Annotated in this window: 22 protein-coding genes and 1 pseudogene; 11 read left to right on the forward strand and 12 right to left on the reverse strand. The window is 60.1% G+C overall.

The genetic code is table 11. The features are described from left to right. The first annotated feature begins 37 nt into the window (after positions 1-37). Both ACZ1GU_RS01290 and ACZ1GU_RS01295 read left to right on the forward strand, forming a co-directional pair. Positions 38-1795 (forward strand): flotillin family protein, encoded by a 1758-nt coding sequence (locus ACZ1GU_RS01290; protein WP_472646335.1) that lies wholly within the window; start codon positions 38-40, stop codon positions 1793-1795. A gap of 65 nt (positions 1796-1860) precedes the next feature. Then, a complete protein-coding gene (locus ACZ1GU_RS01295) occupies positions 1861-2529 on the forward strand; it encodes a DUF4259 domain-containing protein (protein WP_472646336.1) in 669 nt (222 codons plus the stop codon). Positions 2530-2535: 6 nt separating this feature from the next. Here the strand turns inward: ACZ1GU_RS01295 and galU are convergent, their stop codons facing one another. Further along, complete coding sequence (galU, locus tag ACZ1GU_RS01300; RefSeq protein WP_472646337.1) at positions 2536-3417, reverse strand: UTP--glucose-1-phosphate uridylyltransferase GalU; 882 nt, start codon at positions 3415-3417, stop codon at positions 2536-2538. Positions 3418-3517: 100 nt separating this feature from the next. Here galU and murA point away from each other — a divergent pair, with 100 nt between their 5' ends. Continuing rightward, complete coding sequence (murA, locus tag ACZ1GU_RS01305) at positions 3518-4798, forward strand: UDP-N-acetylglucosamine 1-carboxyvinyltransferase (protein ID WP_472646338.1); 1281 nt, start codon at positions 3518-3520, stop codon at positions 4796-4798. A gap of 10 nt (positions 4799-4808) precedes the next feature. On the opposite strand, the gene ACZ1GU_RS01310 is transcribed toward murA, so the two are convergent. The 4 genes from ACZ1GU_RS01310 to ACZ1GU_RS01325 form a co-directional block, all read right to left on the reverse strand. Next, a complete protein-coding gene (locus ACZ1GU_RS01310) occupies positions 4809-5036 on the reverse strand; it encodes a ribbon-helix-helix domain-containing protein (RefSeq protein WP_472646339.1) in 228 nt (75 codons plus the stop codon). 54 nt (positions 5037-5090) lie between these two features. After that, on the reverse strand, positions 5091-5306 hold the full coding sequence (locus ACZ1GU_RS01315) for a TIGR03643 family protein (RefSeq protein WP_472646340.1): 216 nt from the start codon (positions 5304-5306) through the stop codon (positions 5091-5093). 41 nt (positions 5307-5347) lie between these two features. Further along, a complete protein-coding gene (phbB, locus tag ACZ1GU_RS01320) occupies positions 5348-6070 on the reverse strand; it encodes an acetoacetyl-CoA reductase (protein ID WP_472646341.1) in 723 nt (240 codons plus the stop codon). 136 nt (positions 6071-6206) lie between these two features. Further along, a complete protein-coding gene (locus ACZ1GU_RS01325) occupies positions 6207-6971 on the reverse strand; it encodes a hypothetical protein (protein ID WP_472646342.1) in 765 nt (254 codons plus the stop codon). 364 nt (positions 6972-7335) lie between these two features. Here ACZ1GU_RS01325 and ACZ1GU_RS01330 point away from each other — a divergent pair, with 364 nt between their 5' ends. The 6 genes from ACZ1GU_RS01330 (at position 7336) to ACZ1GU_RS01355 (ending at position 13572) form a co-directional block, all read left to right on the forward strand. Then, entirely contained in the window at positions 7336-7815 is a 480-nt protein-coding gene (locus tag ACZ1GU_RS01330) for a DUF3576 domain-containing protein (RefSeq protein ID WP_472646343.1), read from the forward strand. 179 nt (positions 7816-7994) lie between these two features. Beyond that, positions 7995-10505 (forward strand): leucine--tRNA ligase, encoded by a 2511-nt coding sequence (gene leuS, locus ACZ1GU_RS01335; protein ID WP_472646344.1) that lies wholly within the window; start codon positions 7995-7997, stop codon positions 10503-10505. Beyond that, on the forward strand, positions 10505-11023 hold the full coding sequence (gene lptE, locus ACZ1GU_RS01340) for an LPS assembly lipoprotein LptE (RefSeq protein ID WP_472646345.1): 519 nt from the start codon (positions 10505-10507) through the stop codon (positions 11021-11023). The genes leuS and lptE overlap by 1 nt, the downstream gene beginning before the upstream one ends. 49 nt (positions 11024-11072) lie before the next feature. Next, positions 11073-12059: a DNA polymerase III subunit delta gene (holA, locus tag ACZ1GU_RS01345; RefSeq protein ID WP_472646346.1), complete on the forward strand. Its 987-nt coding sequence runs from the start codon at positions 11073-11075 to the stop codon at positions 12057-12059. 108 nt (positions 12060-12167) lie between these two features. Beyond that, the gene (locus tag ACZ1GU_RS01350; RefSeq protein WP_472646347.1) at positions 12168-12503 is read left to right on the forward strand and encodes a hypothetical protein; all 336 of its coding nucleotides are present in this window, start codon (positions 12168-12170) and stop codon (positions 12501-12503) included. Between the two features lie 49 nt (positions 12504-12552). After that, a complete protein-coding gene (locus ACZ1GU_RS01355; protein WP_472648672.1) occupies positions 12553-13572 on the forward strand; it encodes a sugar transferase in 1020 nt (339 codons plus the stop codon). Positions 13573-13580: 8 nt separating this feature from the next. Here ACZ1GU_RS01355 and ACZ1GU_RS01360 read toward each other — a convergent pair whose 3' ends face one another. The 3 genes from ACZ1GU_RS01360 to ACZ1GU_RS01370 are packed head-to-tail and all read right to left on the reverse strand — an operon-like array spanning position 13581 to position 15435. Beyond that, entirely contained in the window at positions 13581-14132 is a 552-nt protein-coding gene (locus ACZ1GU_RS01360; RefSeq protein WP_472646348.1) for an LptA/OstA family protein, read from the reverse strand. Beyond that, positions 14129-14794 carry an LPS export ABC transporter periplasmic protein LptC gene (gene lptC / locus ACZ1GU_RS01365; RefSeq protein WP_472646349.1) on the reverse strand — a complete coding sequence of 222 codons (666 nt, stop codon included), beginning with the start codon at positions 14792-14794 and terminating at the stop codon, positions 14129-14131. Before lptC ends, ACZ1GU_RS01360 begins: the two co-directional genes overlap by 4 nt. Before the next feature lie 23 nt (positions 14795-14817). Beyond that, positions 14818-15435, reverse strand: a complete 618-nt coding sequence (locus ACZ1GU_RS01370; protein WP_472646350.1) for a ribonuclease D — start codon at positions 15433-15435, stop codon at positions 14818-14820. A gap of 85 nt (positions 15436-15520) precedes the next feature. Here ACZ1GU_RS01370 and ung point away from each other — a divergent pair, with 85 nt between their 5' ends. Next, on the forward strand, positions 15521-16210 hold the full coding sequence (ung, locus tag ACZ1GU_RS01375) for a uracil-DNA glycosylase (protein ID WP_472646351.1): 690 nt from the start codon (positions 15521-15523) through the stop codon (positions 16208-16210). After that, complete coding sequence (locus tag ACZ1GU_RS01380; protein ID WP_472646352.1) at positions 16207-16539, forward strand: TraR/DksA family transcriptional regulator; 333 nt, start codon at positions 16207-16209, stop codon at positions 16537-16539. Before ung ends, ACZ1GU_RS01380 begins: the two co-directional genes overlap by 4 nt. On the opposite strand, the gene ACZ1GU_RS01385 is transcribed toward ACZ1GU_RS01380, so the two are convergent. The 4 genes and pseudogenes from ACZ1GU_RS01385 to ACZ1GU_RS01400 all read right to left on the reverse strand — a co-directional run bounded on the left by ACZ1GU_RS01385 (position 16536) and on the right by ACZ1GU_RS01400 (position 25062). After that, positions 16536-17327 carry a hypothetical protein gene (locus tag ACZ1GU_RS01385; protein ID WP_472646353.1) on the reverse strand — a complete coding sequence of 264 codons (792 nt, stop codon included), beginning with the start codon at positions 17325-17327 and terminating at the stop codon, positions 16536-16538. The two genes, ACZ1GU_RS01380 and ACZ1GU_RS01385, sit on opposite strands and share 4 nt — an antisense overlap. A gap of 66 nt (positions 17328-17393) precedes the next feature. After that, positions 17394-18831: pseudogene (locus ACZ1GU_RS01390) on the reverse strand (glutamate synthase subunit beta). A 17-nt stretch (positions 18832-18848) separates the two neighbouring features. Beyond that, entirely contained in the window at positions 18849-23501 is a 4653-nt protein-coding gene (gene gltB / locus ACZ1GU_RS01395) for a glutamate synthase large subunit (RefSeq protein WP_472646354.1), read from the reverse strand. 448 nt (positions 23502-23949) lie between these two features. After that, a complete protein-coding gene (locus tag ACZ1GU_RS01400; RefSeq protein ID WP_472646355.1) occupies positions 23950-25062 on the reverse strand; it encodes a hypothetical protein in 1113 nt (370 codons plus the stop codon). Position 25063 lies beyond the last annotated feature (1 nt).

A 25063-nucleotide genomic window follows, 5' to 3' on the forward strand; every position in this document is an offset into this window, starting at 1 on the left:
CAGACGCGCGACAAGAGAATAATAAAAAGGAGAAGAAATGGACTTGCTAGAACTCGGAATTTGGATTGGCATTGTTGTCATCGCTTTTGTGGTCATCGGGATCACCATCACCTCGCTCTATCGCCGCGCGTCAAAGGAAACCGCGTTTGTGCGGACCGGTGTTGGCGGTGAAAAGGTCATCATGAATGGCGGTGCATTGGTGCTGCCGGTGTTCCATGAGACCATGCCGGTCAACATGAACACGCTGGTGCTATCGGTGGTACGTCGCGACGGCGAAGCGCTGATCACGCTCGACCGTCTGCGGATCGACGTTAAAGCGGAGTTCTATGTTCGTGTGCGCCCCGATGCGAGTGCGATTGCAATGGCGGCGCAGACCCTGGGTCAGCGCACGATGCAGCCGGAAATGCTCAAGGATCTGGTCGAAGGCAAATTTGTCGACGCGCTGCGCTCGGTCGCAGCGGGCATGAGCATGAATGAGCTGCACGAACAGCGCGCCGACTTCGTCCAGAAGGTGCAGCAGGTTTCTTCTAGCGATCTCGCGATGAACGGTCTGGAGCTTGAATCGGTCTCACTGACCGGACTGGACCAGACCAGCATCGAACACTTCAACGCCAACAACGCGTTTGACGCCGAAGGTCTGACAAAGCTCACCGAACAGATCGAAGCGCGCAAGAAACTGCGTAACGATATCGAGCAGGACACGCGGGTCCAGATGGAAACCAAGAACCTCGAAGCCGATCAGCGCAGCTTCGAAATTGGACGCGACACCGAATATGCGCGCCTCCAGCAGGAGCGCGAAGTTGAGGTCCGGCGCGCTGCGCAAACCTCGGAAATCGCCCGCGAGCAGGCGGAGCGGCAGCGCGAGGCCGATGCTGCACGGATCGAAGCGAAGAAGCAGGTCGATGCGCAGCAGATTGAAGCCGACCGGCTGGTTGAGGAGGCCCGTATCGATCAGAAGCGTGCGCTCGAAATCGCCCGTCAAGAACAGCAGATCGCGGTTCAGAACAAGTCACGCGAGGAAAGCCAGGCCAAGGCTGAGGCTGATGCGGCTCGGGCCAAGGCTGTGGCTGCCGAAGAGCAGGTGACCACCTCGCGTGAAAGCGAAATCGCCGAACGTCAGAAGAAGATTGAGCTGATCGAAGCCGCTAAGGTCGCCGAACGCGATGCGATCAGCATCAAGGTCGAAGCCGAAGCGGAAAAAGACGCGTCGATCAACCGCGCTGAGGCTGCTCGTCTTGAGGCGAAGGGTGATGCCGATGCGGAAATCCTGCGTGCGGAAGCCGACCGCGTACGTTTCGAGGTCGAAGCAGCAGGTCAACAGGCGATCAACGAGGCGGCGAACATCCTCTCGATGGATCAGATCAGCCTGCAGACAAAGCTGGCGCTGCTCAAGGTGCTGCCAGAGGTCATCCGCGAGAGCGCGAAGCCGATGGAAGCGATCGACTCGATCAAGATCGTCCAGGTCGACGGGCTCACCAATGGTGGCTCAGGCGGCGGGGCCAGCGGTGGGGCAGGTGCTGGTGGAAGCTCGGGCAACCTCGCAACCGACGCGGTGTCGGCAGCGCTCGCCTACCGCGCGCAGGCGCCGGTGCTTGACGGGCTGATGCAGGAGCTTGGCCTGAACGGGTCATCGCTCGGCACCTTGGTTAAGGCGGCAGCAGAGGATCCTAATTCCGACGCAGCGCAGAAGCTGTCCGAACTGACGACCAATGACCTCGCCATCGAGCCGGAAGGACTGGATGTTTTTGGCGAAGATCCGAAGGACGACGCTTCACCCGGAGAAGCCGCGGAGTAGCAGCGCGATCTTCATAGATTGGTATTACCCCCCGATTGGCGTTATGTTGGCCGGGGGGTAATTTTATGGGTGCATGGGGAGCAGGATCATTCGAGAACGACACCGCGCTCGACTTTGCGGGAGAGATAAGGAGTGTCGCCGACATTGAGGCCGCCCTCATTGACGAAGGCGTCTATGAGATCGATGCCGATCTCGCCTGCCAATTGATCGTAGCAGGAGAATGCGTTGCGGCGATGCGCGGCCACCCCAATCCGGACATGCCCGAGGAATTGGCCGACACGGTGGCTGGCTTTGGTAAGCCCTCAATCGAACTCTTTGACAAAGCGCGCAACAATGTTTCCGCCGTTCTGTGCGAGAGCGAGTTGCTCGAATTGTGGGCAGAAGCCGGCAAAGAAGACCGAGCTGCGTTCAATCAGGCAATGACCGATCTGATTGCCCGTCTCAACAAACCGCAAGGTAAAGCGGGCAAGTCAAAAACGCCGAAGCCGAAAAAGGCTAGCACCAATCCATCACCCTGCATGATCTGCGACAAACCGATGGGGGATGGCGAATTTCATCAGATTGATATCACTCTGATGGCTGACGACTTTGGCGATATGAGGCAAGGTGGCTGGGTTCATATGGGTTGCTTGAACGGAGTATTGCACCCGAAGCATATGATTCAGCATTGGGAATTCGATGACGAGCTGCTCGAACTGGCGAGGAAGAAAATCCGCGCTGAAGATAGCGACTGACGGGTTTCACCCAAGCAGGCGCTGCGCCATTGCGCGAACGTCTTCGCCCATATCCTTGCGCTCCAGTGCGAGCGCGAGGGTAGCCTCGACAAAGCCGAGCTTGCTCCCGCAATCATAGCGATTGCCGTCAAAGGTCACCGCGTGGAAAGGCTGGCTGCCAATCATTCGCGCCATTGCATCGGTCAGCTGGATTTCGCCGCCCGCCCCTTTGCCCTGTGTTTCCAGCGTGCGCATCACCTCGGGCTGAAGGATATAGCGTCCGGAGATGATCTTGTTCGAGGGCGCTTCATCCACCGGCGGTTTCTCAACCAAACCGCGCACTTCGGTGAGCGCGCCTGACGCTTTGCCGGGGTCGATCACGCCATAGCTCGAGACCTCTTCATGCGGCACTTCGAGCACGCTGATAAGGTTGCCGCCAACTTGCGAATAGGCATCGACCATCTGCTTCATGCAGCCGCTTCCGCCTGCTTTTCCGATCATCAATTCATCGGGCAGGAAGATCGCGAAGGGTTCATCACCGACAATCGCCCGTGCGCACCAGATCGCATGACCAAGGCCCAGCGGTACTTGCTGGCGTACTGTGATAATGTCGCCGGGCGTGGCGCGCGTCGGCTCAAGCACGCTCATATCCTTGCCGCGCTCGCTCATCGTATCCTCGAGCTCGTAGGCGACATCGAAATGCTCGACGATGGCGGTTTTGCCCCGCCCCGTGACAAAGATCATCTGCTCGATTCCGGCCTCACGCGCTTCGTCGACCGCATATTGGATCAACGGGCGATCTACGATGGGCAGCAATTCCTTCGGAATGGCCTTGGTCGCGGGAAGGAATCGGGTGCCGAGCCCGGCGACGGGAAATACGGCTTTCTTGATCGGTTTGGGACTGGTCATAGGTCATGCGATACGGAAGCCGCGAACCTTGCGTCAACTGCGAAGCTTTTCGCCGCGCTAGCCAATTGCGCGTTTCGTCAATTTGGCTAAAGGCTGGTGCATGGACAAATTGCTTATTCGGGGCGGCAATCGCCTTTCAGGAACCCTGCCAATTTCGGGTGCGAAGAACGCTGCGCTGACGCTCATTCCATGCGCGCTTCTGACGGAAGAGCCGATGACATTGCGCAATCTGCCGCGGCTTGCGGATATTGACGGATTTCAGCACCTAATGGGGCAGTTCGGGGTCTCGGTCAGCATTCAAGGCAACCGGCCAGAGGACTTTGGCCGGGTCGTCACATACGAAGCCTCGCGCGTCACTTCGACCGTTGCGCCGTATGATCTGGTGCGCAAGATGCGCGCTTCCATCCTAGTGCTCGGCCCGATGCTGGCACGTGCGGGCGAGGCGACCGTTTCGATGCCAGGTGGCTGCGCGATCGGAAACCGTCCTATCGACTTGCACTTGAAGGCGCTCGAGGCGTTCGGGGCCGAGATCGAGCTTGCGCAAGGCTACGTCAAAGCAATTGCACCTGATGGTGGCCTTCCGGGCGGAGAATTTGACTTTCCGGTAGTATCAGTCGGCGCGACCGAGAACGCGCTGATGGCAGCGGTGCTGGCCAATGGAACAAGCCGCCTGTTCAACGCTGCTCGCGAGCCAGAGATCGTTGACCTTTGCAACTTGCTCACCGCGATGGGCGCAGAGATCGAAGGGATCGGGACTTCCGACCTCACAATCCACGGGGTCAAGCGCCTGCACGGCGCAACATATCGCGTAATGGCCGACCGGATCGAAGCGGGCTCCTATGCCTGTGCGGCGGCAATTACCGGCGGCGAGTTGCGGCTCGAAGGAGCCAAGGGCGAGGAGATGGGCGCGACGATCCATGCGCTGCGCAATATTGGGGTGGAGATCGACGAGGACGCGCGCGGTATCACGGTTCGCGCTGATGGTCCGCTTACAGCCACCGACCTGACAACCGCACCCTATCCCGGGCTTGCGACCGATATGCAGGCGCAGTTGATGAGCCTTCTGTGCAAGGCCGAAGGCACCAGCGTCCTTAAGGAAACGATCTTCGAAAACCGCTTCATGCATGTGCCGGAATTGAGCCGCATGGGTGCGGAGATCTCGACTGAGGGACGCACCGCCATCGTGAAAGGCGCGGCTGACCTGACCGGCGCCGAAGTGATGGCGACTGATTTGCGCGCGTCGATGAGCCTGGTGATCGCAGCGCTGGCTGCCGAGGGCGAGACGACGGTGCGGCGCCTTTATCACTTGGATCGCGGCTATGAGCGGCTGGAAGAAAAGCTGCAGCTCGTCGGCGCTGATATTGAACGGGTTGGCGACTAGCCTGATTGCGCTATCGGTCCGTTACCAGCCAAACCCTGATCGCACTCGCCAGCCCCGGCGGCGTCTCGGCCTTGATTCGCTCTTCATCAATCCGAGCGACCAAAGCGTTGATCGGCACGCCCTCCTTCTCTGCTGCCTCGCGCAGCTTATCCCAAAAGAGCGGTTCCAGACTGATTGAGGTCTTGTGCCCGGCTATCTGGACCGAGCGTTTGACCGGAGGGTGATAGGGCGGTGACATGGCGCTTGCTCTAGCGCGGCTGCCTGCACTTGCCCATGACTTGCGAACGAAACTCTATTTGTAGTGCTCGCGCCGATCGCCAAACTCGCGCACACGTTTGCGCCAAGTGCGATAGCTGGACGGCTTCAGGTTCTCGCGCATCAGCACCTTGGTCTGAGCATCAGACAGGCCGAACTGCGCCTCGATATCGGCAAAGCTGACATGATCAGACAGCGCCATTTCGATGACGGCACTGATCTCTGACGGGGTCAATTCTCGCGATGAAGACATGCCCACTCAACACTCGGTTAGCGGGCATGTTCCAAAGACAATCAATACATGTGCTGGCCGCCATTGATGCTCATGGTCGAGCCCGTGGTGAAGGCCCCGTTCTCTGAGGTAAAGAAAGTCACGCCGCGGGCGATTTCTTCGGCCTGCCCCAAACGTCCGACTGGGATTTTGGCGACGATCTTTTCGAGAACCGGCTCAGGGACCGCTGCGACCATGTCTGTGTCGATATAGCCGGGTGCGATCGCGTTGACGGTGACGCCGAACTTCGCGCCTTCCTGTGCCAATGCTTTGGTGAAGCCGTGAATACCTGATTTGGCGGCGGCGTAGTTGACCTGGCCGTATTGGCCAGCCTGTCCATTAATCGAACCAATATTGACGATCCGGCCCCATTTGCGCTCACGCATGCCAGGGAATGTCGCCTTGGCCATGTTGAAGCAACCGCCAAGGTTCACGCGCATTACGTCGTGCCAATCGTCATAGCTCATCTTGTGCAAAGTACCGTCGCGGGTGATCCCGGCATTGTTGACGACAATATCGACAGGTCCGTATTTTTCGGCGACTTCAGCACATCCGGCGAGACACGCTTCGTGATCGCCAACATCCCACTTCATCGAGGGGATGCCGGTCGCTTCGGTAAACTTGCGCGCGCTTTCATCATTGCCGCCGTAATTGGCGATGACGGTGTGGCCTTGGCGCTTTAGGCGCTTGCAGATGGCTTCACCGATGCCGCGTGTGCCGCCGGTTACGATTGCTACTTTGCTCATGACATTCTGACCCCTTTAAGATCCGATTGCGTTTCTTCATCCTATGGCAGAGATAGCTGTGCCGTAACGTCATGAAAACGAAAAACCCCGCTCACGGCGGGGTCTACATACGAATTCGTCGCTCAAACAGAGCGACCTAGAACTTGAACTGGGTTCCGACGTAGACGGCCTGACTGTCCTGCTCGGCATTGGTAAGCGGAGCCAACCGATCCCGTTCCTGCGAGAGGCGAACACCAGCGGTCACATTCAGGTTGCCCGTCACGCGGTAAGAACCGCCAACGTCAACTGTCTGCGAAGCCAGATTGTCGAGCGTGTTTGGCGAGCGACCGGCGACCTTTTCGTCTTCCAGTCCAATCCGTGGTTGGAGACGGCTGGGCTTGTCGACTGCACTCGGTTTGGCCGGTTCGAAGGTTGCCAAGTCCGGTACAGACAGGCTGCGGACCGATTTCGGCAAGTTAACAGGCCGCGCAAAACTGTCATAGCCGCGCGCCGTGCCGAGATTGTAACGTGTCGGCTGAAGAGGCTTAAGGGCCGCAAGGCTATCGCCCGCGCCCGGTTTGGCATCAATTGCTTTGCGCACGGAAATCGCCTCAGCAATTTCGCGATCGACGCGCACGGCCACGGTTACAGTGCGGTCGCGCGATGCTGGCTGCGTGCCTGCAGGCGTAAACCGAAGGCTTTCATCGCCATTCTGACTAGCAATCAATGCAGCGAGTTCGGGATCGACGGTCGCAGGCGTGAAAATATCGATAGCCCCGGGGTCGAATGATGCAGAGCCATCGGTCAGGCTAACAACAGCAAGGCCAGTCGAAGGAACGCCGCACGCGAGCGCACCAGCAGCGAGCAAGAACGGCAGCTTGCGCTGGCTCTTCGCTGAAACCTGATGTGCGTTACGTGGCATGATGCCGATGCGTCCTCAATACGAATGTCTATCCGAATCAGAGCACTTTGAGCCTTAATATTGGCTGAGTTTGCCCCAAACGACTCGCTGCAACTGCAACAAGAAGATGAGAATAGGATCGGCTAGGCTCGCATGGCAATGCTTACCGCCGGATTCGGCTGCGTTTTTGGAGTTCGCGCAACAAATTGTTGCATTTGCGCACGCTCATTCCGCGACCGTAATCGAATCAGAGTCGTGCAAGTTCGGTTATTCAGCAGCTATAAAGGCGTTGAGGCTGCTACTGAGCCTAGATGAACGATCGGCAGGTGCGGATTGCGTCGCAACAGCGCTTGCCGCGCCGATGCACTCGGCTATAGAACCACAAATGACACAGACGAGGATTGCTACAGTGAACCGCGCCCCAACTTCAATTTTCACTTCCGCTCGCATTCTGTTCGCAAGCGCTGCGAGCCTGGCCTTGGTCGCTTGCGGGGGCGGGAATGATCGTCCGCGTGCTGAGCTTGCGGCCTCGCAGGTCACGACAATTGGCGTGAACGCCTATCTTTGGCGAGCCTCTCTCGAGACTGTAAGCTTTGCTCCGCTGCTCCAGGCCGACAGCGCAGGCGGTGTGATTGTGACTGACTGGTATGCGAACCCGAGCAATCCGGGTGAGCGCGTTAAAGTGTCGGTGACAATCCTCGATCAGGATTTGCGGGCTGATGCACTGCGAGTCGCAGCGAGCCGGCAGGTTGCTCAAGGCGGCACATGGGTAGATGCTCCGGTGCAGGCTGCGACCGTGCAAAAGCTGGAAGATATTATCCTGACGAAAGCCCGGGATCTGCGCCGCAAAGCTGTCGCTTCCTAAAAATTCGCCCGGTATTGGACTGCAAATCGCGCCGCGCGGCGCTTGCAGTGCTCACGACCCTGAAAGGTAGCTGCGCGCTGGGTCTTTCGCGGCACAATTTTCGCCGAAATCCCTAGCAAATTTTCGCGCAGCGGACACCTACGCTTCCAATCTGCGATGAATGACGTAACAGGCAAATCATGACCGATACGCGTTTCGATCCGTCCGCAGCTGACGGGCGCTGGCAGCGTGCGTGGGATGAGGCGGGCACCTTCACCGCCGATAGCGCATCGCCCAAGCCCAAGAGCTATATCCTTGAGATGTTTCCCTATCCATCGGGGCGCATCCACATGGGCCATGTGCGCAATTACACGATGGGTGACGTGCTCGCGCGCTACAAGAAAATGCGCGGTTGCGAAGTGCTGCACCCGATGGGCTGGGACGCCTTCGGAATGCCGGCAGAAAACGCCGCGATGGAAAAGAAGGTGCATCCCGGCGCTTGGACTCGCTCCAACATCGAGGCGATGAAAGCGCAGTTGAAGCGCATCGGCTTTGCGCTCGACTGGACGCGCGAATTCGCCACCTGTGACCCCGAATATTACGGGCATGAGCAAGCGCTCTTCATCGACATGTACGAGGCGGGCCTCGTCTATCGCCGCCAGTCGGAGGTGAACTGGGATCCGGTCGATATGACCGTGCTCGCCAATGAGCAGGTGATCGATGGCAAAGGCTGGCGCTCGGGCGCAGAGGTCGAAAAGCGGAAGCTCGACCAGTGGTTCTTGAAGATCACCGACTTTGCCGAAGACCTGCTCGACGGGCTGGATGAGCTCAAGGACTGGCCCGACAAAGTGCGGCTGATGCAGGAAAACTGGATCGGCAAATCGAGCGGTCTGGAGTTCAGCTTCGAGCTGTCGAATGGCGAAAAGCTGCCGGTCTATACCACCCGGCCTGACACGATTTTCGGCGCGAGCTTCTGCGCGATTGCGGCGGACCATCCGCTCGCTCAGGCCGTGGCCGAGGACGACCCGCTCGCGGTCAAATTCATCGAGGAATGCAAGCGCGGCGGCACGACTGCTGCTGAACTGGAAACCGCTGAAAAGCTCGGCTTCCGCACTGGCATCACTGCCAATCATCCCTTCACTGGCGAGGCGATGCCGGTTTTCATCGCGAATTTTGTGCTGATGGATTATGGCACCGGCGCGGTGATGGGCGTGCCGGGCCATGACCAGCGCGACTTCGAATTCGCGACCAAATACAAACTGCCGATCACGCGAGTCGTGGCGAGCGATGTGACTCAGGCCGATGCGCCCATGGGCCACGAAGCCGAAGCCGGTGACGGCGTGATTGTGAATTCGGATTTCCTCGACGGGATGAGTGTTGAGGATGCCAAGGCCGAAGTCATCAAGCGTGCGGAAAGCGGCGGCTGGGGTGAAGGCACGACCGTATGGCGGCTGCGCGACTGGGGCATTTCGCGCCAACGCTATTGGGGTACGCCGATCCCCTTCATCCACTGCGATAGCTGCGGCGTCGTGCCTGTGCCAAAGGATCAGCTGCCGGTCACGCTGCCGGACGATGTCGATTTCGAGACGCCGGGCAACCCGCTCGAACGCCACGCCACGTGGAAGGCGGTTGACTGCCCCAAATGCGGCAGCGCGGCACGGCGTGAGACCGACACGCTCGACACTTTCACCAATTCCAGCTGGTACTTCCTGCGCTTTGCCTCGCAGCCTGCGGATGCGCCGTTCGATCCAGAAGAAATCGCCAAATGGATGCCGGTGCAGCACTATATTGGCGGGATTGAGCATGCGATCTTGCACCTGCTCTATGCGAGGTTCTGGACGCGCGCGCTCGCGCATATCGGCAAGCTCGACGTGAAAGAGCCGTTTGCCGCGCTGTTTACGCAAGGCATGGTCACGCATGAGACTTACAGCCTTGGCGATGGTTCTTGGCTCTCGCCTGACGAAGTCCGCAAGGACGGCGTGGATTGGGTCGCGATCGAAAATGGCGAGCCGGTAACCGCTGGCCGCGTCGTCAAAATGTCCAAGTCGAAGAAGAACGTCGTCGATCCGGACAATATCATCGACGAATTCGGCGCGGACGCAGTGCGCTGGTTCATGCTGTCCGACAGCCCGCCCGAGCGGGACCTGCCATGGTCGGCGAGCGGGATCGAAGGCTGCGCGCGCTTTGTCCAGCGGCTCTGGCGCCTGTTCGACAGCTATGATGCGAGCGCAAGCGGCGAAGACGAAGCTCTGCTGCGCAAGGCGCATCAGGCCGTCGTCGCGGTCGCTGAAGACATCGAGGCCTTGAGCTTCAACAAGGCGGTCGCGCGGATCTATGAACTGACCGGCGCGGCGGAGAAGGCTGAGGCGAGCGAGTCCCGCAATTTCGCCATCAACGCCATCCTTCACATGGTCAGCCCGATGATGCCGCACCTCGCCGAGGAGGCCTATGAGACCATCGGTGCGGGCGGATTGATAGCCGAGGCCGATTGGCCCGCCCACGATCCCGCGATGTTGGTCGAAGACGAAGTCACCATTGCGGTTCAACACAAAGGTAAGCTGCGCGACACGCTGACCGCACCCAAGGGCGCGCCGAAAGAAGACCTCGAAGCGCTTGCACTCGCGAGCGAGAAGGTCCAGCGTTCGCTTGATGGAGCGGAGATACGCAAGGTGATCGTGGTGCCCGACAGACTGGTGAATATCGTCACCTGATGCGCCGCGCGCTCGCCTTGATCGCGCTGTTTGCGACAACGCCGCTGCTCTCAGCCTGTGGATTGCAGCCGCTTTACTCCGCGCAAAGCGCCAATGGCGTGGTCAGCAACGAGCTGGCGGCGGTGCAAATTCCGACCATTCCGGGACGCGGCGGCTGGCTATTGCGCGGCGCGCTCGAAGACCGGCTCAATGTCGCGGGCAATGTGAGTCCGCGCTATCGGCTCGACATACGGCTCGACGATGCACTCGAAGCCTTGGGCGTGCTCAACGATGACACGATAAGCCGCGAGCGCCGGATCCTGCGCGCGCGCTATCAATTGGTCGACCTTGCGAGCGGGGAAATACTGCTCGATGCGACCGATGGTTCGGATGCCGGGATTGACGTTGTCTCGTCCGAATATGCGACGATCGCTGCTGAACAAAACGCGCTTGAAAACCTCACGCAGGAAGTGGCCGACCGGATCGTTACGCGGCTCGCGCTGACCTTGCGCGCAAACGGGGAACCGCCGAGCCAATGAAGGCGACTCAGCGCGATTTCGCCCGCGGACTGCCCAATGGCGCGGCCAATTGCTCGATCTTTTTCTTTGCGGCCCTGATGAAGCAGGAGCCTCTGCTGCCGCTGCCAAGGTCGTCGAAAACCTGCCTGATGCGGGCGAACGGATCGAGATTGCCGGCGGCGATCTGAAGCGCGATCCGGCCATGCTAGGCGATGAGGCGCGCTCAGGCTCGCTCTTTGGAGACAAGCGCCATATCCTCGTGCGCGCCAATGGCGATGAAGCGCATGATGCGGTTAAGGCGTTGATCGAAACCGGCGAAGCGGGCGCGGGTGAGGCGGCTCCGGTGCTGATTGTCGCGACGTCTGCGACCGACAAGGCGCGCACTGCCAAGCTTATCGAAAAGCGCAAGGATGGCATGGTGGCAATGTTCTGGCCGCCGGACCTCTCCTCGGTCTCAGCCTCGGTGCGCAGCATGGGCGATGCAGCTGGGCTGCGGTTGGGCGGCGACCTGGCCGAGCGGATTGCGCGCGCGGCGGGCCTCGATGTGCGGCTGGCGCAATCGGAAGTGACTAAGCTGGCGCTCTATTGCGATGCCGATCCGCAATCGCCCAAGAACGCCTCGGTCGAGGATTATGCCGAGATCGGCGCGGCGACCGAAGAGGACGGCTTTCAGCCATTGGTCAACGCGGTGATGGGCGGAGAGACCGGGCGGCTCGACAAGGAAATCCGCCGAATGCGCGAGCTCGGGCTTAATCCGGTCGGTCTGTTGCTGGCGATTGAGCGGCGCGCAGCGCAACTGGCGCAGATCACCGCAAAGCTAGGCCCGCGCGGTTCGCTCGACAATCTGGGTAAAGGTGAGAAAGCGCAGCTCGGTATTTTCTGGAAAGAAGAGCGCGACATCCGCAATCAGCTTTCCCGCTGGCAGTCGCGCAAGCTTGATCGGTTGGTCCCGCGTCTGGTTGAGATGCACCGCTCGCTGCTCACCAACAGCCAAGCCGCTGAGTTGCTGCTCGCGCAAGGCCTGGCTGATATCACCCGTTTTGCCGCAAGGCGGTAGAGTTTCGGGGCAAAACGCCGGTTTCCTTCGGGAAATTTACGAGTTTTAATTCTAGGTTTGCTCCATAATGGAGCAAACATCCCGTCTTGCGATGGGGGTCGCGAAGACATGAACAAGCCGCTTGACCAATTGGATGTCGCGCATGGCGTTAAGCCACAGCGTCATCGCTCGTCGCCTTCGTTGGAGCGAAGGCGCCTGCGCGCTTACATCGCGATGATCGTCATCGATATTGCGCTGTTGCATGCTGGTTTCATGCTCGCTGCCCTGGCGTACGAAAGCATGTGGTGGGAGCCGCGTGCTTTGCTCGCCGCTCAAGCATTGCTTCCAATCTTCCTCACCATTGCGCTTTACAATGCGAGCTATTGCGCCCGCGCTCTTACGGACTGGATTTATGCAGTCCGGCAAATGGCCGTGGCTTTAGTTATCTCGTACCGCGCTCATTAATTTTGTCGCGTTTTACACCAAGTCGAACGCCGTATTCTCGCGCGTCACGATCTCGCTTGGCTTTATTATCAGCTTCATTTTGATGGTTGTCGCGCGCCGAATGCTGGTCCGTTTCATCGCGCGCAAATGGTCCGGAAACGTGCAAAACCAGCTGATCATCGACGATGATGGTCCGGGATTCGAGGCCGGCAATGCCAAGCGCATCAGCGCATCAGCTCTCGGTCTCGATCCGGCCAGCGACGATCCGTATATGCGCGACCAAATCGGGCAGTATTTGCGCAATCAGGATAGTGTGGTGGTCTCTTGCCCGGCTGAACGGCGCGAGCAATGGGCAATGATGCTCAAATCGGCGGGTGTATTCGGCGAGATTGTGAGCGAGGTACCGCACCATCTCGGCGCGGTGGGCGTGCAACGCTATGAAGATCAAGAGCGCACAACGCTCATCGTTTCAACCGGTCCGCTGAGGTTGCGATCTCGCGCGATCAAGCGCGCCTTCGATGTGGTTGTGGCTGGGCTGGCGTTGCTTCTCTTGTCGCCCGTCCTGCTGCTCATAGCGCTGGCGATCAAACTGGAAGATGGCGGACCGGTGCTGTTCGTGCAGGAACGGGTTGGGCGCGGTAGCGAGTTCTTCAAGGTGCTCAAATTCCGCAGCATGCGGATGAATGGCGCAGGCAAGGATGGTGCGCGTTCCACCGCGCGTGATGATGATCGTGTGACCCGCATTGGCCGCTTTATCCGCGCCAACAGCTTGGATGAGTTGCCGCAGTTCTGGAACGTGCTGCGCGGGGATATGTCGATTGTCGGTCCCCGCCCGCACGCTAAGGACAGTCAGGCCAATGAGAAGCTCTTCTGGGAAATTGACGGGAGATACTGGCGGCGACATTCCTTAAAGCCGGGCCTCACTGGCCTCGCGCAAATTCGCGGCCATCGCGGCGCGACCGAGAATGAGGCAGATCTTACCGACCGTTTGCAGTCAGACCTGGAATATATCGCAAGTTGGACCTTGCAGCGCGACATTGCGATTATGCTGCGCACCTTGCGGGTGCTGCGCCATGACCGCGCTTATTAGGCTGGGTATCAGTCCTGCGGAACGGTGAAGCTGCCAGTCACGCGGTCGCCAGAGCCTTCCGCCGCGCTGCCCGACACGCTGCCATCGACGCTCGAAAGGCCAGTTTGCAGGTCGATCACCAGGCGCCCACCGCTGAGCCGGTCCGCGCCGCGCCGCAGTCGGACATTACCTGACATGGTGATGATCCGCCGCCCGAGATCGTAAATCGCGACATCGCCGCTTGCGCTTTCATTCCCGCGCGAGACGGTCACGCCGCCGGTCGCGGTGATACGCTGAATGTCTAGCGATCCGGTGTCAGTGTAGTTGACCAGCATCCGGTCAGAGCGCACCGTGAGGCCTGCCTGGCGTACGGTCACGCTGCCCGAAAGAGCGACTCGGTTCTCCCGATCCTGAAGTTCGATCCGGCCCGCATCGAAATCGACCGGCGCGCGGCTGTTATGTGCCGCGATACCCTGCGCGCCCGCCTGAATGCCTGCCATCAGCGCGGCAGCAGCAACAAATCCGCCAAGGCCCCAGCGGGCAGCGATTTGCTTGATCGACAGGATGGTATGCTGCGTCATGGTATCCTCAATTTGCCCGGTATCATGGACAGTTTTGCATTGCCTTCAAGCGTGATCGTGCGCGCAGCCAGATCAGCGCGGATCGAATTGGCGCTGAATGTACCAGCAGGCACCGCGCCCTGCACACCATCATCGCCGCGCATTGTGCGTGTGTTGAGATCGACGGTCACACCGCTTGCGGTCATCGAATAGCCATCGGCGGCGCGCAGGCGGACGGGGCCGTCAACTGACACCTGCTCTACGTTGAGATCATAGTTTCCGCCATCTGCACTAATCCGTGCCGGCCCATCGGTGAGCAGCAATTGCGCAATCAAATCCTGCATCCGCACGATGCCTTCGGCGCTCGACCGCTGAACGGCTTCACCTGCCTGGATCGTGAACGGGCGCCCTTGATCATCGCGCCCGCGATAGAGCGCATTGTCGACGCTCAGCCGTTCATCGATCATCGCCACTTTGTTGCGATCAAGCAGGAAGGAGATTTCGCCGCGTGGTGAAAGCGGCGTGATGATCATCAACGCAGCCATAATCCCGACGCCCATCGGCAAAGCTCGCGCGAGGAAACTGACCAGCTTGTCATGACTGCCGCCGGGCGCAGCGAAATCCTGACGCTTGCTGCGCAGTTCCATTGCTTCGCTGGTTTCTAGGCGGCGTTTGATAACCATGGGGGTGCGTAACAGTCCCTAGCTTACATGTGGCTGAAAATATCGCTGTCGGCCCAGCCCGCCATGTCAAGCAGCGCACGCGTTGGCAGAAAATCGAAACAGGCCTGCGCGATATCCATCCGGTCTTCGCGCTCCAATCGCTTGAGCAATTCCTCGCGCATAGCGTGGAGATAACGCACGTCGGAGGCTGCATATTCGCGCTGCGCCTCTGACAGCTCCGGCCCGCCCCAATCGGAGGATTGCTGCTGCTTTGAGATATCCGCGCCGAGCAATTCATTGGCGAGGTTTTTGAGGCCATGCCGGTCGGTATAGGTGCGCACCAGTTTGCTCGCGATCTTGGTGCAGAACACAGGCGCGGCCATCACGCCCAGATAATGCTGGATCGCGGCGAGATCGAAGCGGGCATAATGATAGAGCTTTAGCCGCGCAGGATCGGCCAGCACCGCCTTCAGATTCGGCGCAGCATAGTCACTGTTTGGGCCAAAACGCACCAGATGCTCATCGCCCTGACCGTCGCTGATCTGGACCACGCAAAGCCGGTCACGGTGGGTGATCAGCCCCATAGTTTCTGTATCGACGGCGACAGGGCCATCGGCGAGCACGCCTGCGGGCAGGTCTTCTTCGTGAAAATGTACAGCCATATGAGGCAGTGCCTTAGGCCGATTGGGGAAAGAGGGGAAGGGGACATGGCGCGACAGGCCGGCTGCGGTGTAGCTTTGCCAGGCGATGACAGAAGACGCGATCCCTGACAGCTGGCGAGAGGCGCTGGAGCCGGCCTTGAAGACGTCCGAGGCGCGCAGGCTCGGCGGCTGGCTGCGGGCGGAAGAAGACGCGGGCAAAGTGATCTTCCCGCCGAGGGGGTCTCGGCTCGCCGCCTTGCAGGCAACGCCGCTCGATCTGGTGCGCGTCGTGATCCTTGGGCAAGATCCCTATCACGGGCCGGGACAGGCGCATGGCCTCAGCTTTTCAGTGCAGGACGGGGTGAAGCAGCCGCCGTCGCTCGCCAATATCTTCAAGGAGCTGGAAAACGATCTCGGCATTGCGCGGCCCTCAACCGGGAATTTAACTCCTTGGGCGGAGCAGGGCGTGCTGCTGCTCAACAACACGCTGACGGTGCAAAGCGGGCAGGCGGGGAGCCATGCCGCGCGCGGATGGGATGCGATCACCGATGCCTGTGTGCAAGCGGTGGTGGATCGCGGGGACGCCTGCGTCTTTATCCTGTGGGGCAGCCATGCCCAGAAGAAGGCAGGCCGGGTGCGCGGCCTTGGCACGGCGGTTCATCATCTGGTGCTAACCAGCCCGCACCCCAGCCCTTTATCCGCGCATCGCGGGTTCTTCGGTTCCAAACCGTTTAGTCAGACGAATGATTTCTTGGCGTCTCATGGGCTGGAGACGATTGATTGGAGCCTGCCGTGACCGAAGAGGAAGCGAAGGTTGCGCTGATTGCGCGGCAGAAAGAGCTGGCGCAAGAAGATGCCGCCAATGCCGATTCCACCGACGTGGTCGAATTGCAGCAGGACAGCGTTGGGCGCTTGTCGCGCATGGACGCGATGCAACAGCAAGCCATGGCACAGGCACAACAGCGGCGGCGGACGAACGAACGCACGCGGATTGCAGCGGCGCTTGAGCGGCTAGAGGACGGGGAGTGGGGCTATTGTGCTACTTGCGGCGAGGAGATTGCCGAGGCCAGACTGCGCCATGATCCCAGCGTTCCGACTTGCGTCAAATGTGCGAGCGGGAGTTAGCGCTCCGGCGTTGTTTCATCAGGCCGCGGCGGCAGTTTGCGCAGCTCGAACACCACTTCGCCGGGTTGCGGTGGGCCATTGCCAAGGAGCCCATTTCCGCCGGATAAGCGCAGCACGCCATTATCGAGCGCACCCATCATGCCGGTGAAGTCGGCCACTCCGATATCGTTAGGCGCGAATTCAAACCGGAGGATTTGCCCCGGCTTCCACCCAGCCTCCCGCAAATCAATGCGAGGAGAAACAACATTGTAACTGCTTTGCTCGACGGTGATGGCGCTCATCCGATCACATTCTGGCGGCTCATAATCTTCGAAATATGCATTGCTGCCCGCGACGAATTCGGTGAAGCGCGCGCCGTTTGCGCATTCAATCCGGACTTCTGCATAGGTGAAGGGCTTGCCATCGGGGCGCGTGACGTAGACGAGCTTGTCGTCCTCCGCGTCGTCTGGCCGGTCTTCGACCGACAAGAAACGAAATTTTGGCCGTACCGGCTTCGGGTTGGAGGTGAGGAACAGGACGTCTCCCTTCTGCTCCCAAGTCCCTTGTGCCCGGAGGTCTAGCCCGCCGACGGCAAGGCCCCATTGAAATTTGCCATTGGGCAAAATTCGCATCCCCATCGCGGTTTCAAATGAGCCGCCGTCATATACTCCCACAAATGGGCTGTTTTCTGTGCTGACAGGAGCGTTTGCGGCTGACTGAACCTCGCCATCCGAGCCGGAGCCGGTCGCCATGCACGCACCGAGGGTGAGCGCCAGCGCTCCGCAAAAACTAACCTTTTTCAAATGCATTGAAATCGCGGCCCCTATTCTGCTTCGCGTCACTGTATCGCGCGAAGCTGGCGCCGTGTCCATCAATCAGCGTGGCAGGTTGCTCGCACCCATTAGCATCTCATCCACGCTGCGCGCGCACTGACGACCTTCGCGGATCGCCCAGACGACAAGGCTCTGCCCGCGCCGCATGTCGCCGCAAGTGTAAACCTTCTCGACGCTGGTGGCGTAGTCCTGCTCATTGGCGAAGACATTGCCACGTTCGGTCAGCTCAACTGCAGCCTGATCGAGCAAGCCAGCCTTTTTCGGCCCGACAAAGCCCATCGCGAGCAGGATCAGATCGGCGGGCAGAGTGAACTCGCTGCCGACTATCTCGCGCATTTGGCCATCAACCCACTCGACGCGGGCGCATTCGAGCCCGGTGACTTTCTCGCCGTCGCCGACAACGCGCTTGGTCAGCACTGCCCAATCGCGATCAACGCCTTCTTCGTGGCTGGAGGAGGTGCGCAGTTTGAGCGGCCAATCGGGCCAGGTCAGCGCTTTGTCTTCCTTCTCCGGCGGCTTGGGCATGATCTCAAGCTGCGTGACGCTTTTCGCGCCCTGACGGTTCGATGTACCGACACAGTCGCTGCCGGTATCGCCGCCGCCGATCACAACCACATCCTTGCCGGTCGCAAGCAGGCTGCCGCGCGGGGCTGCGCGCAATTCTTCATCGCCCGCATTGCGCTTGTTCTGCTGGGTCAGGAACTCCATCGCGAGCCGCACGCCGCCCATTTCCGCGCCGGGAATGGCAAGCTGGCGCGCGTCTTCGCTGCCGCCGGCCAGCACGATCGCATCGAAGTTTTCATCGAGGTTTTTGAACGAGATATCGACGCCCACTTCCTTGGACGTTTTGAATTCCACCCCCTCCGCTTCCATCTGGACGCAGCGCCGGTTGATCAGGTGCTTTTCCATCTTGAAGTCTGGGATGCCATAGCGCAGCAATCCGCCGACCCGGTCGCTTTTTTCAAATACGGTGACGGTGTGGCCGGCGCGCGCAAGCTGCTGGGCACAGGCGAGGCCTGCCGGGCCAGAGCCAATGACTGCGACCGACTTGCCGGTCTTTTTTGCAGGCACTTGCGGGGTGATCCAGCCCTCTTTCCAACCGCGATCAACAATCGCGCATTCGATCGATTTGATCGTTACCGGCTGGTCGATGATGTTGAGCGTGCAACTCGCCTCGCACGGGGCAGGGCAGATGCGTACCGGTAAACTCGGGGAAGTTGTTGGTCGAATGCAGGACGGAAAGCGCATTCTTCCAGTCATTCTCATAGACCAGGTGGTTCCAGTCCGGGATCATGTTGTTCACCGGACAGCCGTTGTGACAATAGGGAATGCCGCAATCCATGCAGCGAGCTGCCTGGCTCGACAATGTCGCATCGTCCGGCTGGACGACGAATTCGCGGTAATTGTTCAGCCGCTCTTTGGGATCGAGATAGTCGCGATCGCGCCGCTCGATTTCGAGGAAACCAGTGTCTTTGCCCATATGCTTTACTCTGTCTCTTATTCCGCTGCGACCGATGCGGCCTCTTCGCGCTCCGCCTCAAGGGCTTTGAGCGCGCGCGCATAATCGCGCGGCATGACTTTCTTGAATCTGCCCAGCGCACTCGACCAATCGGCGAGCAATTCGCCCGCCTTGGCGCTGCCGGTGTGCAATTGGTGACGCTCGATCAGGATTTTGAGGCGCTCGGCATCGTGACGCAGCATGTCACCCATGCCGAAATCATTGACCGAGGTGCCGCGCTGGCTTGGACGTCCAGTGCCATCCTCGGCATCCGGCTCGGCAGCGATCGGCAGCAGATCGACCTGCGCGTGATTGACGAGGCTCTCGAATGTGCCTTCAGGGTCATAGACGTAGGCGACGCCCCCGCTCATCCCTGCGGCGAAGTTGCGGCCCGTCTCGCCCAGCACCACGACAACGCCGCCGGTCATATACTCGCATGCGTGATCGCCCGCGCCTTCGACGACGGCAATCGCGCCTGAGTTACGGACCGCGAAGCGTTCCCCCGCTACGCCGCCGAAATACGCCTCGCCCGCGATCGCGCCGTAGAGCACGGTGTTGCCAACGATGATGTTTTCGCCCGGATTGCGGTTGGCAGCCTCCGGTTGGCGCACGATGATCCGTCCACCGGACATACCCTTGCCGACATAGTCATTGGCATCGCCGGAAAGATCGAGCGTGACGCCGTGGGCGAGCCACGCGCCAAAGCTTTGGCCTGCAACACCGGTCAGGTTGATGCGGATCGTCTCTGGCGGCAGGCCTTCATGGCCGTGCGCGGTGGCGATTTCGCCTGAGAGCATCGCACCGACCGTGCGGTGCACGTTGCGGATCTCGTAATTCAGCTGAACCGGCTTCTTGGCTTTGATCGCCTCGCTGCAATCCGCGATCAGCGCGTTGTCGAGCGCGGCTGCAAGCCCGTGATCTTGCCCCTCGGTGTGGTTCAGCGGTGCACCTTCGGGAAGCTCCGGCATGTGCAGCAAGCGCGAGAGGTCGATACCGCTCGCCTTCCAGTGGCGGTGCATACGTGTCATGTCGAGACGGTCGGCGCGGCCCACCATTTCGGCGACGGTGCGGAAGCCCATTTCGGCCATGATCTGGCGCAGCTCTTCAGCGACGAAGAACATGTAGTTGACCACATGCTCGGGCTGACCGGTGAAGCGCGCGCGCAGGACAGGGTCCTGCGTTGCAACGCCAACCGGGCAGGTGTTGAGGTGGCACTTGCGCATCATGATACAGCCCGCCGCGATCAGCGGTGCGGTGGCAAAGCCGAACTCGTCCGCGCCGAGCAGCGCGCCAATCGCAACATCGCGTCCGGTGCGAAGACCGCCATCGACCTGCACCGCGATGCGACTGCGCAAATCGTTGAGGAGCAGGGTCTGCTGCGTTTCGGCAAGGCCGATTTCCCACGGGCTACCCGCATGGGTGAGCGAGGTGAGCGGTGATGCGCCTGTTCCGCCATCATAGCCAGAGATCGTGACGTGATCCGCGCGTGCTTTGGAAACGCCGGCGGCAACCGTGCCGACGCCCACTTCGGACACCAGCTTCACAGAAATCCGCGCCCCGGTGTTCACGTTTTTGAGGTCGTGGATCAGCTGCGCGAGGTCTTCGATAGAGTAGATATCGTGGTGCGGCGGCGGCGAGATCAGACCAACGCCCGGTGTCGAGTGACGCACCGCGCCGATGCGCTTGTCGACCTTGTGACCGGGCAATTGCCCGCCTTCACCCGGCTTTGCGCCCTGCGCCATCTTGATCTGGATATCGTCGGAATTGGCGAGATATTCCGTCGTGACGCCAAAGCGTCCGCTGGCAACCTGCTTGATCCGGCTGCGCATCGAATCGCCATTGTCCATCGGCGCAAAGCGGAACGGCTCTTCGCCGCCTTCGCCGGTGTTCGAGCGCCCGCCGATGCGGTTCATCGCGATGGCGAGGGTTGAGTGCGCTTCGTGGCTGATTGAGCCAAAGCTCATCGCGCCGGTGCTGAAACGTTTGACGATTTCGCTGGCCGGTTCGACTTCATCGAGCGGGATCGCGGTGTCCGCTTTCTTGAATTCGAGCAAGCCGCGGATCGTCAGCAGGCGTTCGCTCTGCTCGTTCACCGACTTGGCGAATTCCTCGTAGTTTGAGGGATTGTTGCCGCGCACAGCGTGCTGCAAATCCGCGACATTTTTCGGCGTCCAGGCGTGCTCTTCGCCGCGTAGGCGGTATTGGTAGATGCCGCCGACATCGAGCATGCTGTCATAGAGCGGATCATCGCCATAGGCCTGCGCGTGACGGCGCACTGTTTCCTCAGCCACTTGTGCAAGGTCGACGCCTTCGATCGTAGTAGCTGTTCCAGTAAAGTATTTGTCGACAAAGGCGCTGGAGAGGCCAACTGCGTCGAAAATCTGCGCGCCGCAATAGGACTGGTAGGTCGAGATGCCCATCTTGGACATGACCTTGCGAATGCCCTTGCCGATCGCTTTGATGTAATTCTGTTCCACTTCGCGCGGATCGAGCTCGAGGTGCTTTTTGCGGCGAATATCCTCCAGCGTTTCGAACGCCATGTAAGGATTGATCGCCTCGGCGCCGTATCCTGCAAGCACGCAGAAATGGTGCACTTCGCGCGCTTCGCCGGTCTCGACGACGAGGCCGGTTTGCATCCGCAGGCCCTGGCGTACGAGGTGATGATGCACCGCGGCGGTGGCGAGCAGAGACGGCATCGGAATGCGGTCTGCATTCTGCGCGCGGTCGGACAGAACAAGGATGTTGTGATCCTGCAGCACCGCCTCGGTCGCCGCCCAGCACATTTCCTTGATCGCAAGCTCGATACCTTCGACGCCAGCCTCGACGTCCCAGGTCATGTCAATCGTGGCGCACCGGAACGCGCCATCCAGCGCGGTTTCGACCGTGCGGATTTTCGCCAGATCGTCATTGGTCAGGATCGGTTGCTGCACCTCAAGCCGCTTATGTGTACCCGCATCGCGGCCTAGAAGGTTGGGGCGCGGACCGATCATCGACAACAGGCTCATCACCAGCTCTTCGCGGATCGGATCGATCGGTGGGTTGGTGACCTGCGCAAAGTTCTGTTTGAAATAATCGTAAAGCAGGCGGCTCTTGCTGGAGAGCACCGCAATTGGCGTGTCTGTGCCCATCGAGCCGAGCGGATCATCGCCCTTGACCGCCATCGGCTCAAGGAAACGCGAGATGTCTTCCTGCGTATATCCGAATGCCTGCTGGCGCTGCAGTAGCGGATTGCCATCGGCCTTGTCGCGCTCGACGATTTCAGCGACTTCGGGCTCGATGTCGGCAATGTCTTCGAGCTTGAACTGCGCCTTTTCGAGCCACTCGGAATACGGGTGAGCGCTGGCAAGATCAGCTTTCAACTCTTCGTCTTCGATTATCCGGCCTTGCTCAAGATCGATCAGCAACATCTTGCCCGGTTGAAGGCGCCATTTGCGGGTGATGTCTTCTTCAGCGAAGGGCAAAACGCCGCTTTCCGAAGCCAGGCAGACGATGTCGTCCTTGGTCACGCAGAAGCGCGCCGGGCGCAGGCCGTTGCGGTCGAGCGTCGCGCCAATCTGGCGCCCATCGGTGAAGCATACCGCCGCAGGGCCGTCCCACGGCTCCATCAAAGCGGCGTGATATTCGTAGAACGCACGGCGATCCGGATCCATCAGCTCATTCTTGGCCCAAGCTTCCGGGATCAGCATCATCATTGCATGCGCGAGGCTGTATCCGCCTGCCAGCAGCAGCTCGAGCGCATTGTCGAGACAGGCTGTGTCGGACTGACCGTGCGGAATGATCGGCCACATCTTGTCGAGGTCAACGCCCAGAAGATCGCTTTCCATCGTGCGGCGGCGTGCATTCATCCAGTTCACATTGCCGCGGACGGTGTTGATCTCACCATTATGCGCGATCAAGCGGAACGGGTGCGCTAAACGCCAGCTCGGGAACGTGTTGGTCGAGAAGCGCTGGTGCACAAGGCCCATAGCCGAGATGCAATCGGGGTTGCGCAGGTCGTCATAGAAGCTGCCGACCTGATCGCACAGAAGCAGGCCCTTGTAGACAATCGTGCGGCTCGAAAAGCTCGGCATATAGGTATCGGTCAGGCTCGGCATGTCGTGCTTGTCAGCCAAGCCTTTGAGCGGGTTTAGCGTCTGCTTGCGGATCACGATCAGCTTGCGCTCGAACGCTTCCTGATCGGCGCAATTCTCGCCGCGCGCGATGATCGCTTGCTGGATTACCGGCATCGAATCCACCACGGCCTTGCCGAGGCCATCGAGCGTGGTCGGAACTTCGCGCCAACCGATAAAACGCTGGCCTTCCTTGGCGGTGAACTTTTCAAACCGCTCCGTCACAAAAGCGCGCGCGGCCTCGTCCTGCGGCATGAAGCACATTGCCACAGCGTAATCGCCCGCCTGTGGCAGATCGTGCCCGGCGTTTTTAGCCCAGTTGCGGATCAGCGGGTCAGGGATCTGCAGCAGGATGCCCGCACCGTCGCCCAGCAGCGGGTCCGCCCCGACCGCACCGCGATGGTCGATCCGATTGAGAATCTCGAGCGCTGATTCGACAATGGAGTGGCTCTTTTCACCTTTGATATGCGCGACCATGCCCACGCCGCAGGCATCGTGTTCGTTTCGAGCGTCATAAAGGCCTTGGGCCGCGGGCTGTCCCATCAAAAAATCCGTTCTGTCAGATGCCGACACTGGCGACAGGCCCGGTGGGCTTGTGGCCGGCAGAATTGCAGGCGGCACGACCTTTTTCAGGCGCACGCTGCCTTGCTTGGCGTCCTTTTGCCGACAGAATCGCTATTTTGCAACCGCGAACAACGAAGCATTCTTTCGCATAGCTATGCCTTAGCTTTATCGCGATTGCGCGACACGCACATGTTTGCGGGGTTTGTTGCGTTTTTGTGTGCGCACTCGCATCTGCGAGCGCGATATCCTCGGCCTTTCAGACCTGCGTGAGCCGTGCTCCTCGGCCAAGCAACCTAAATTGTGCTGGTTCGACGCCGCAGGTGTCGCAAGGGCGCATGCCCGCCCGCAGCGATGCGACCGTTAGGTCGCGTGAGCGAGGAAAGCCAAGTGAGCGGATGCGAGCGCCGGCGCTTGAGGCGCCAGAAAATCACGCCGCGCCGCTTAGCTTTTGCAGTTTTGCGAGGGCGTCGCGCAATTCGCGTTCAGTCTCTTGCGCTTTGCCAGTGAACCCACCGGGTGTCAGGCTGGCCGCGTCACGTTTGGCGATCGCTTCGGCCTCTTGCTTATTCTCGGTGAAAAGCGACAGCGCGCGCAAGGCTTCCGCTAGAGCGGCATCGCGGCGCGGTTGGCCGGTTTCGCCAACGGCGGCTTGGTGGGCATGCAGGGCGGTGGCAAACCGTTCAACCATCTGGATCAGGCTCATATTGTCGGTCGACATGCTGCGTAGACTCTCGACCGCGCTGCCTCTTAGAAAATCGGGCGCATCAGCGGGGATTGGCGGAGGAGGAGGTGGTGCTGGCTTAGCCACGGGATCGGCTTCAAAGCTTGCCTCATCATAGGAGACGACGTCAGCCACCTCGCTCAGTTCTAGCGGTTCGGGCTCCGCGTTCGCGGGCATCCGAGGATCGAGGCCGTTGCTAAGGCTTCCAAAGATAGCTGTCTCCGCGCGCTGCTCTTCTACCGGAGCATTATCTTCGATGACAAGTTCAGCTTCGCCGGTAAGTTCGAGTGGCGCATCGAGACTGTCGCTGCCCAGATCCAGAGTCGGATCAATCACGCGAACTTCTTCTGTCTCAGATGCTGTTTTGTGTTGCTCGTGCGCGGGGGCGACCATCGCATTCGCGACTGCGCGCGCCGCCGCAAACGCGAGCAGTCCGCCGAACAAAGCGGCGAGCAAAGCCAGGGCGATGCGGGCATAGTCGCCGAGCGCGGTGAGTTGCGCTATCCCGACCAGATTGCGCAGAACCGGTTCGGGCAGAATCGCTATGATGAGGCCACAGAGCGCCGCGCCCCAACCTACTATCAGCGGCACGAAGCTCTTGTGCGCAGCGAGAGGTGTGCGCCCGCTGCGTGTTTTCGTGGACGGTTCAACCCGCTTAGCGGGCTTGGCTGGTTTTGGGGCTCTATCGCTTTTGCGAAAAGCTGCGTTCTTGAGTTTGATAAACAGAGATTCGCCGCGCGCACGATCGCTCGCGATTGCCTCTTCGGCTTCGCTCCGTGCAGCCGCTCTCTGGCTGCTGATCTGATCACGAAAGCTCATT

The organism is Erythrobacter sp. HA7-11 (assembly GCF_055693605.1).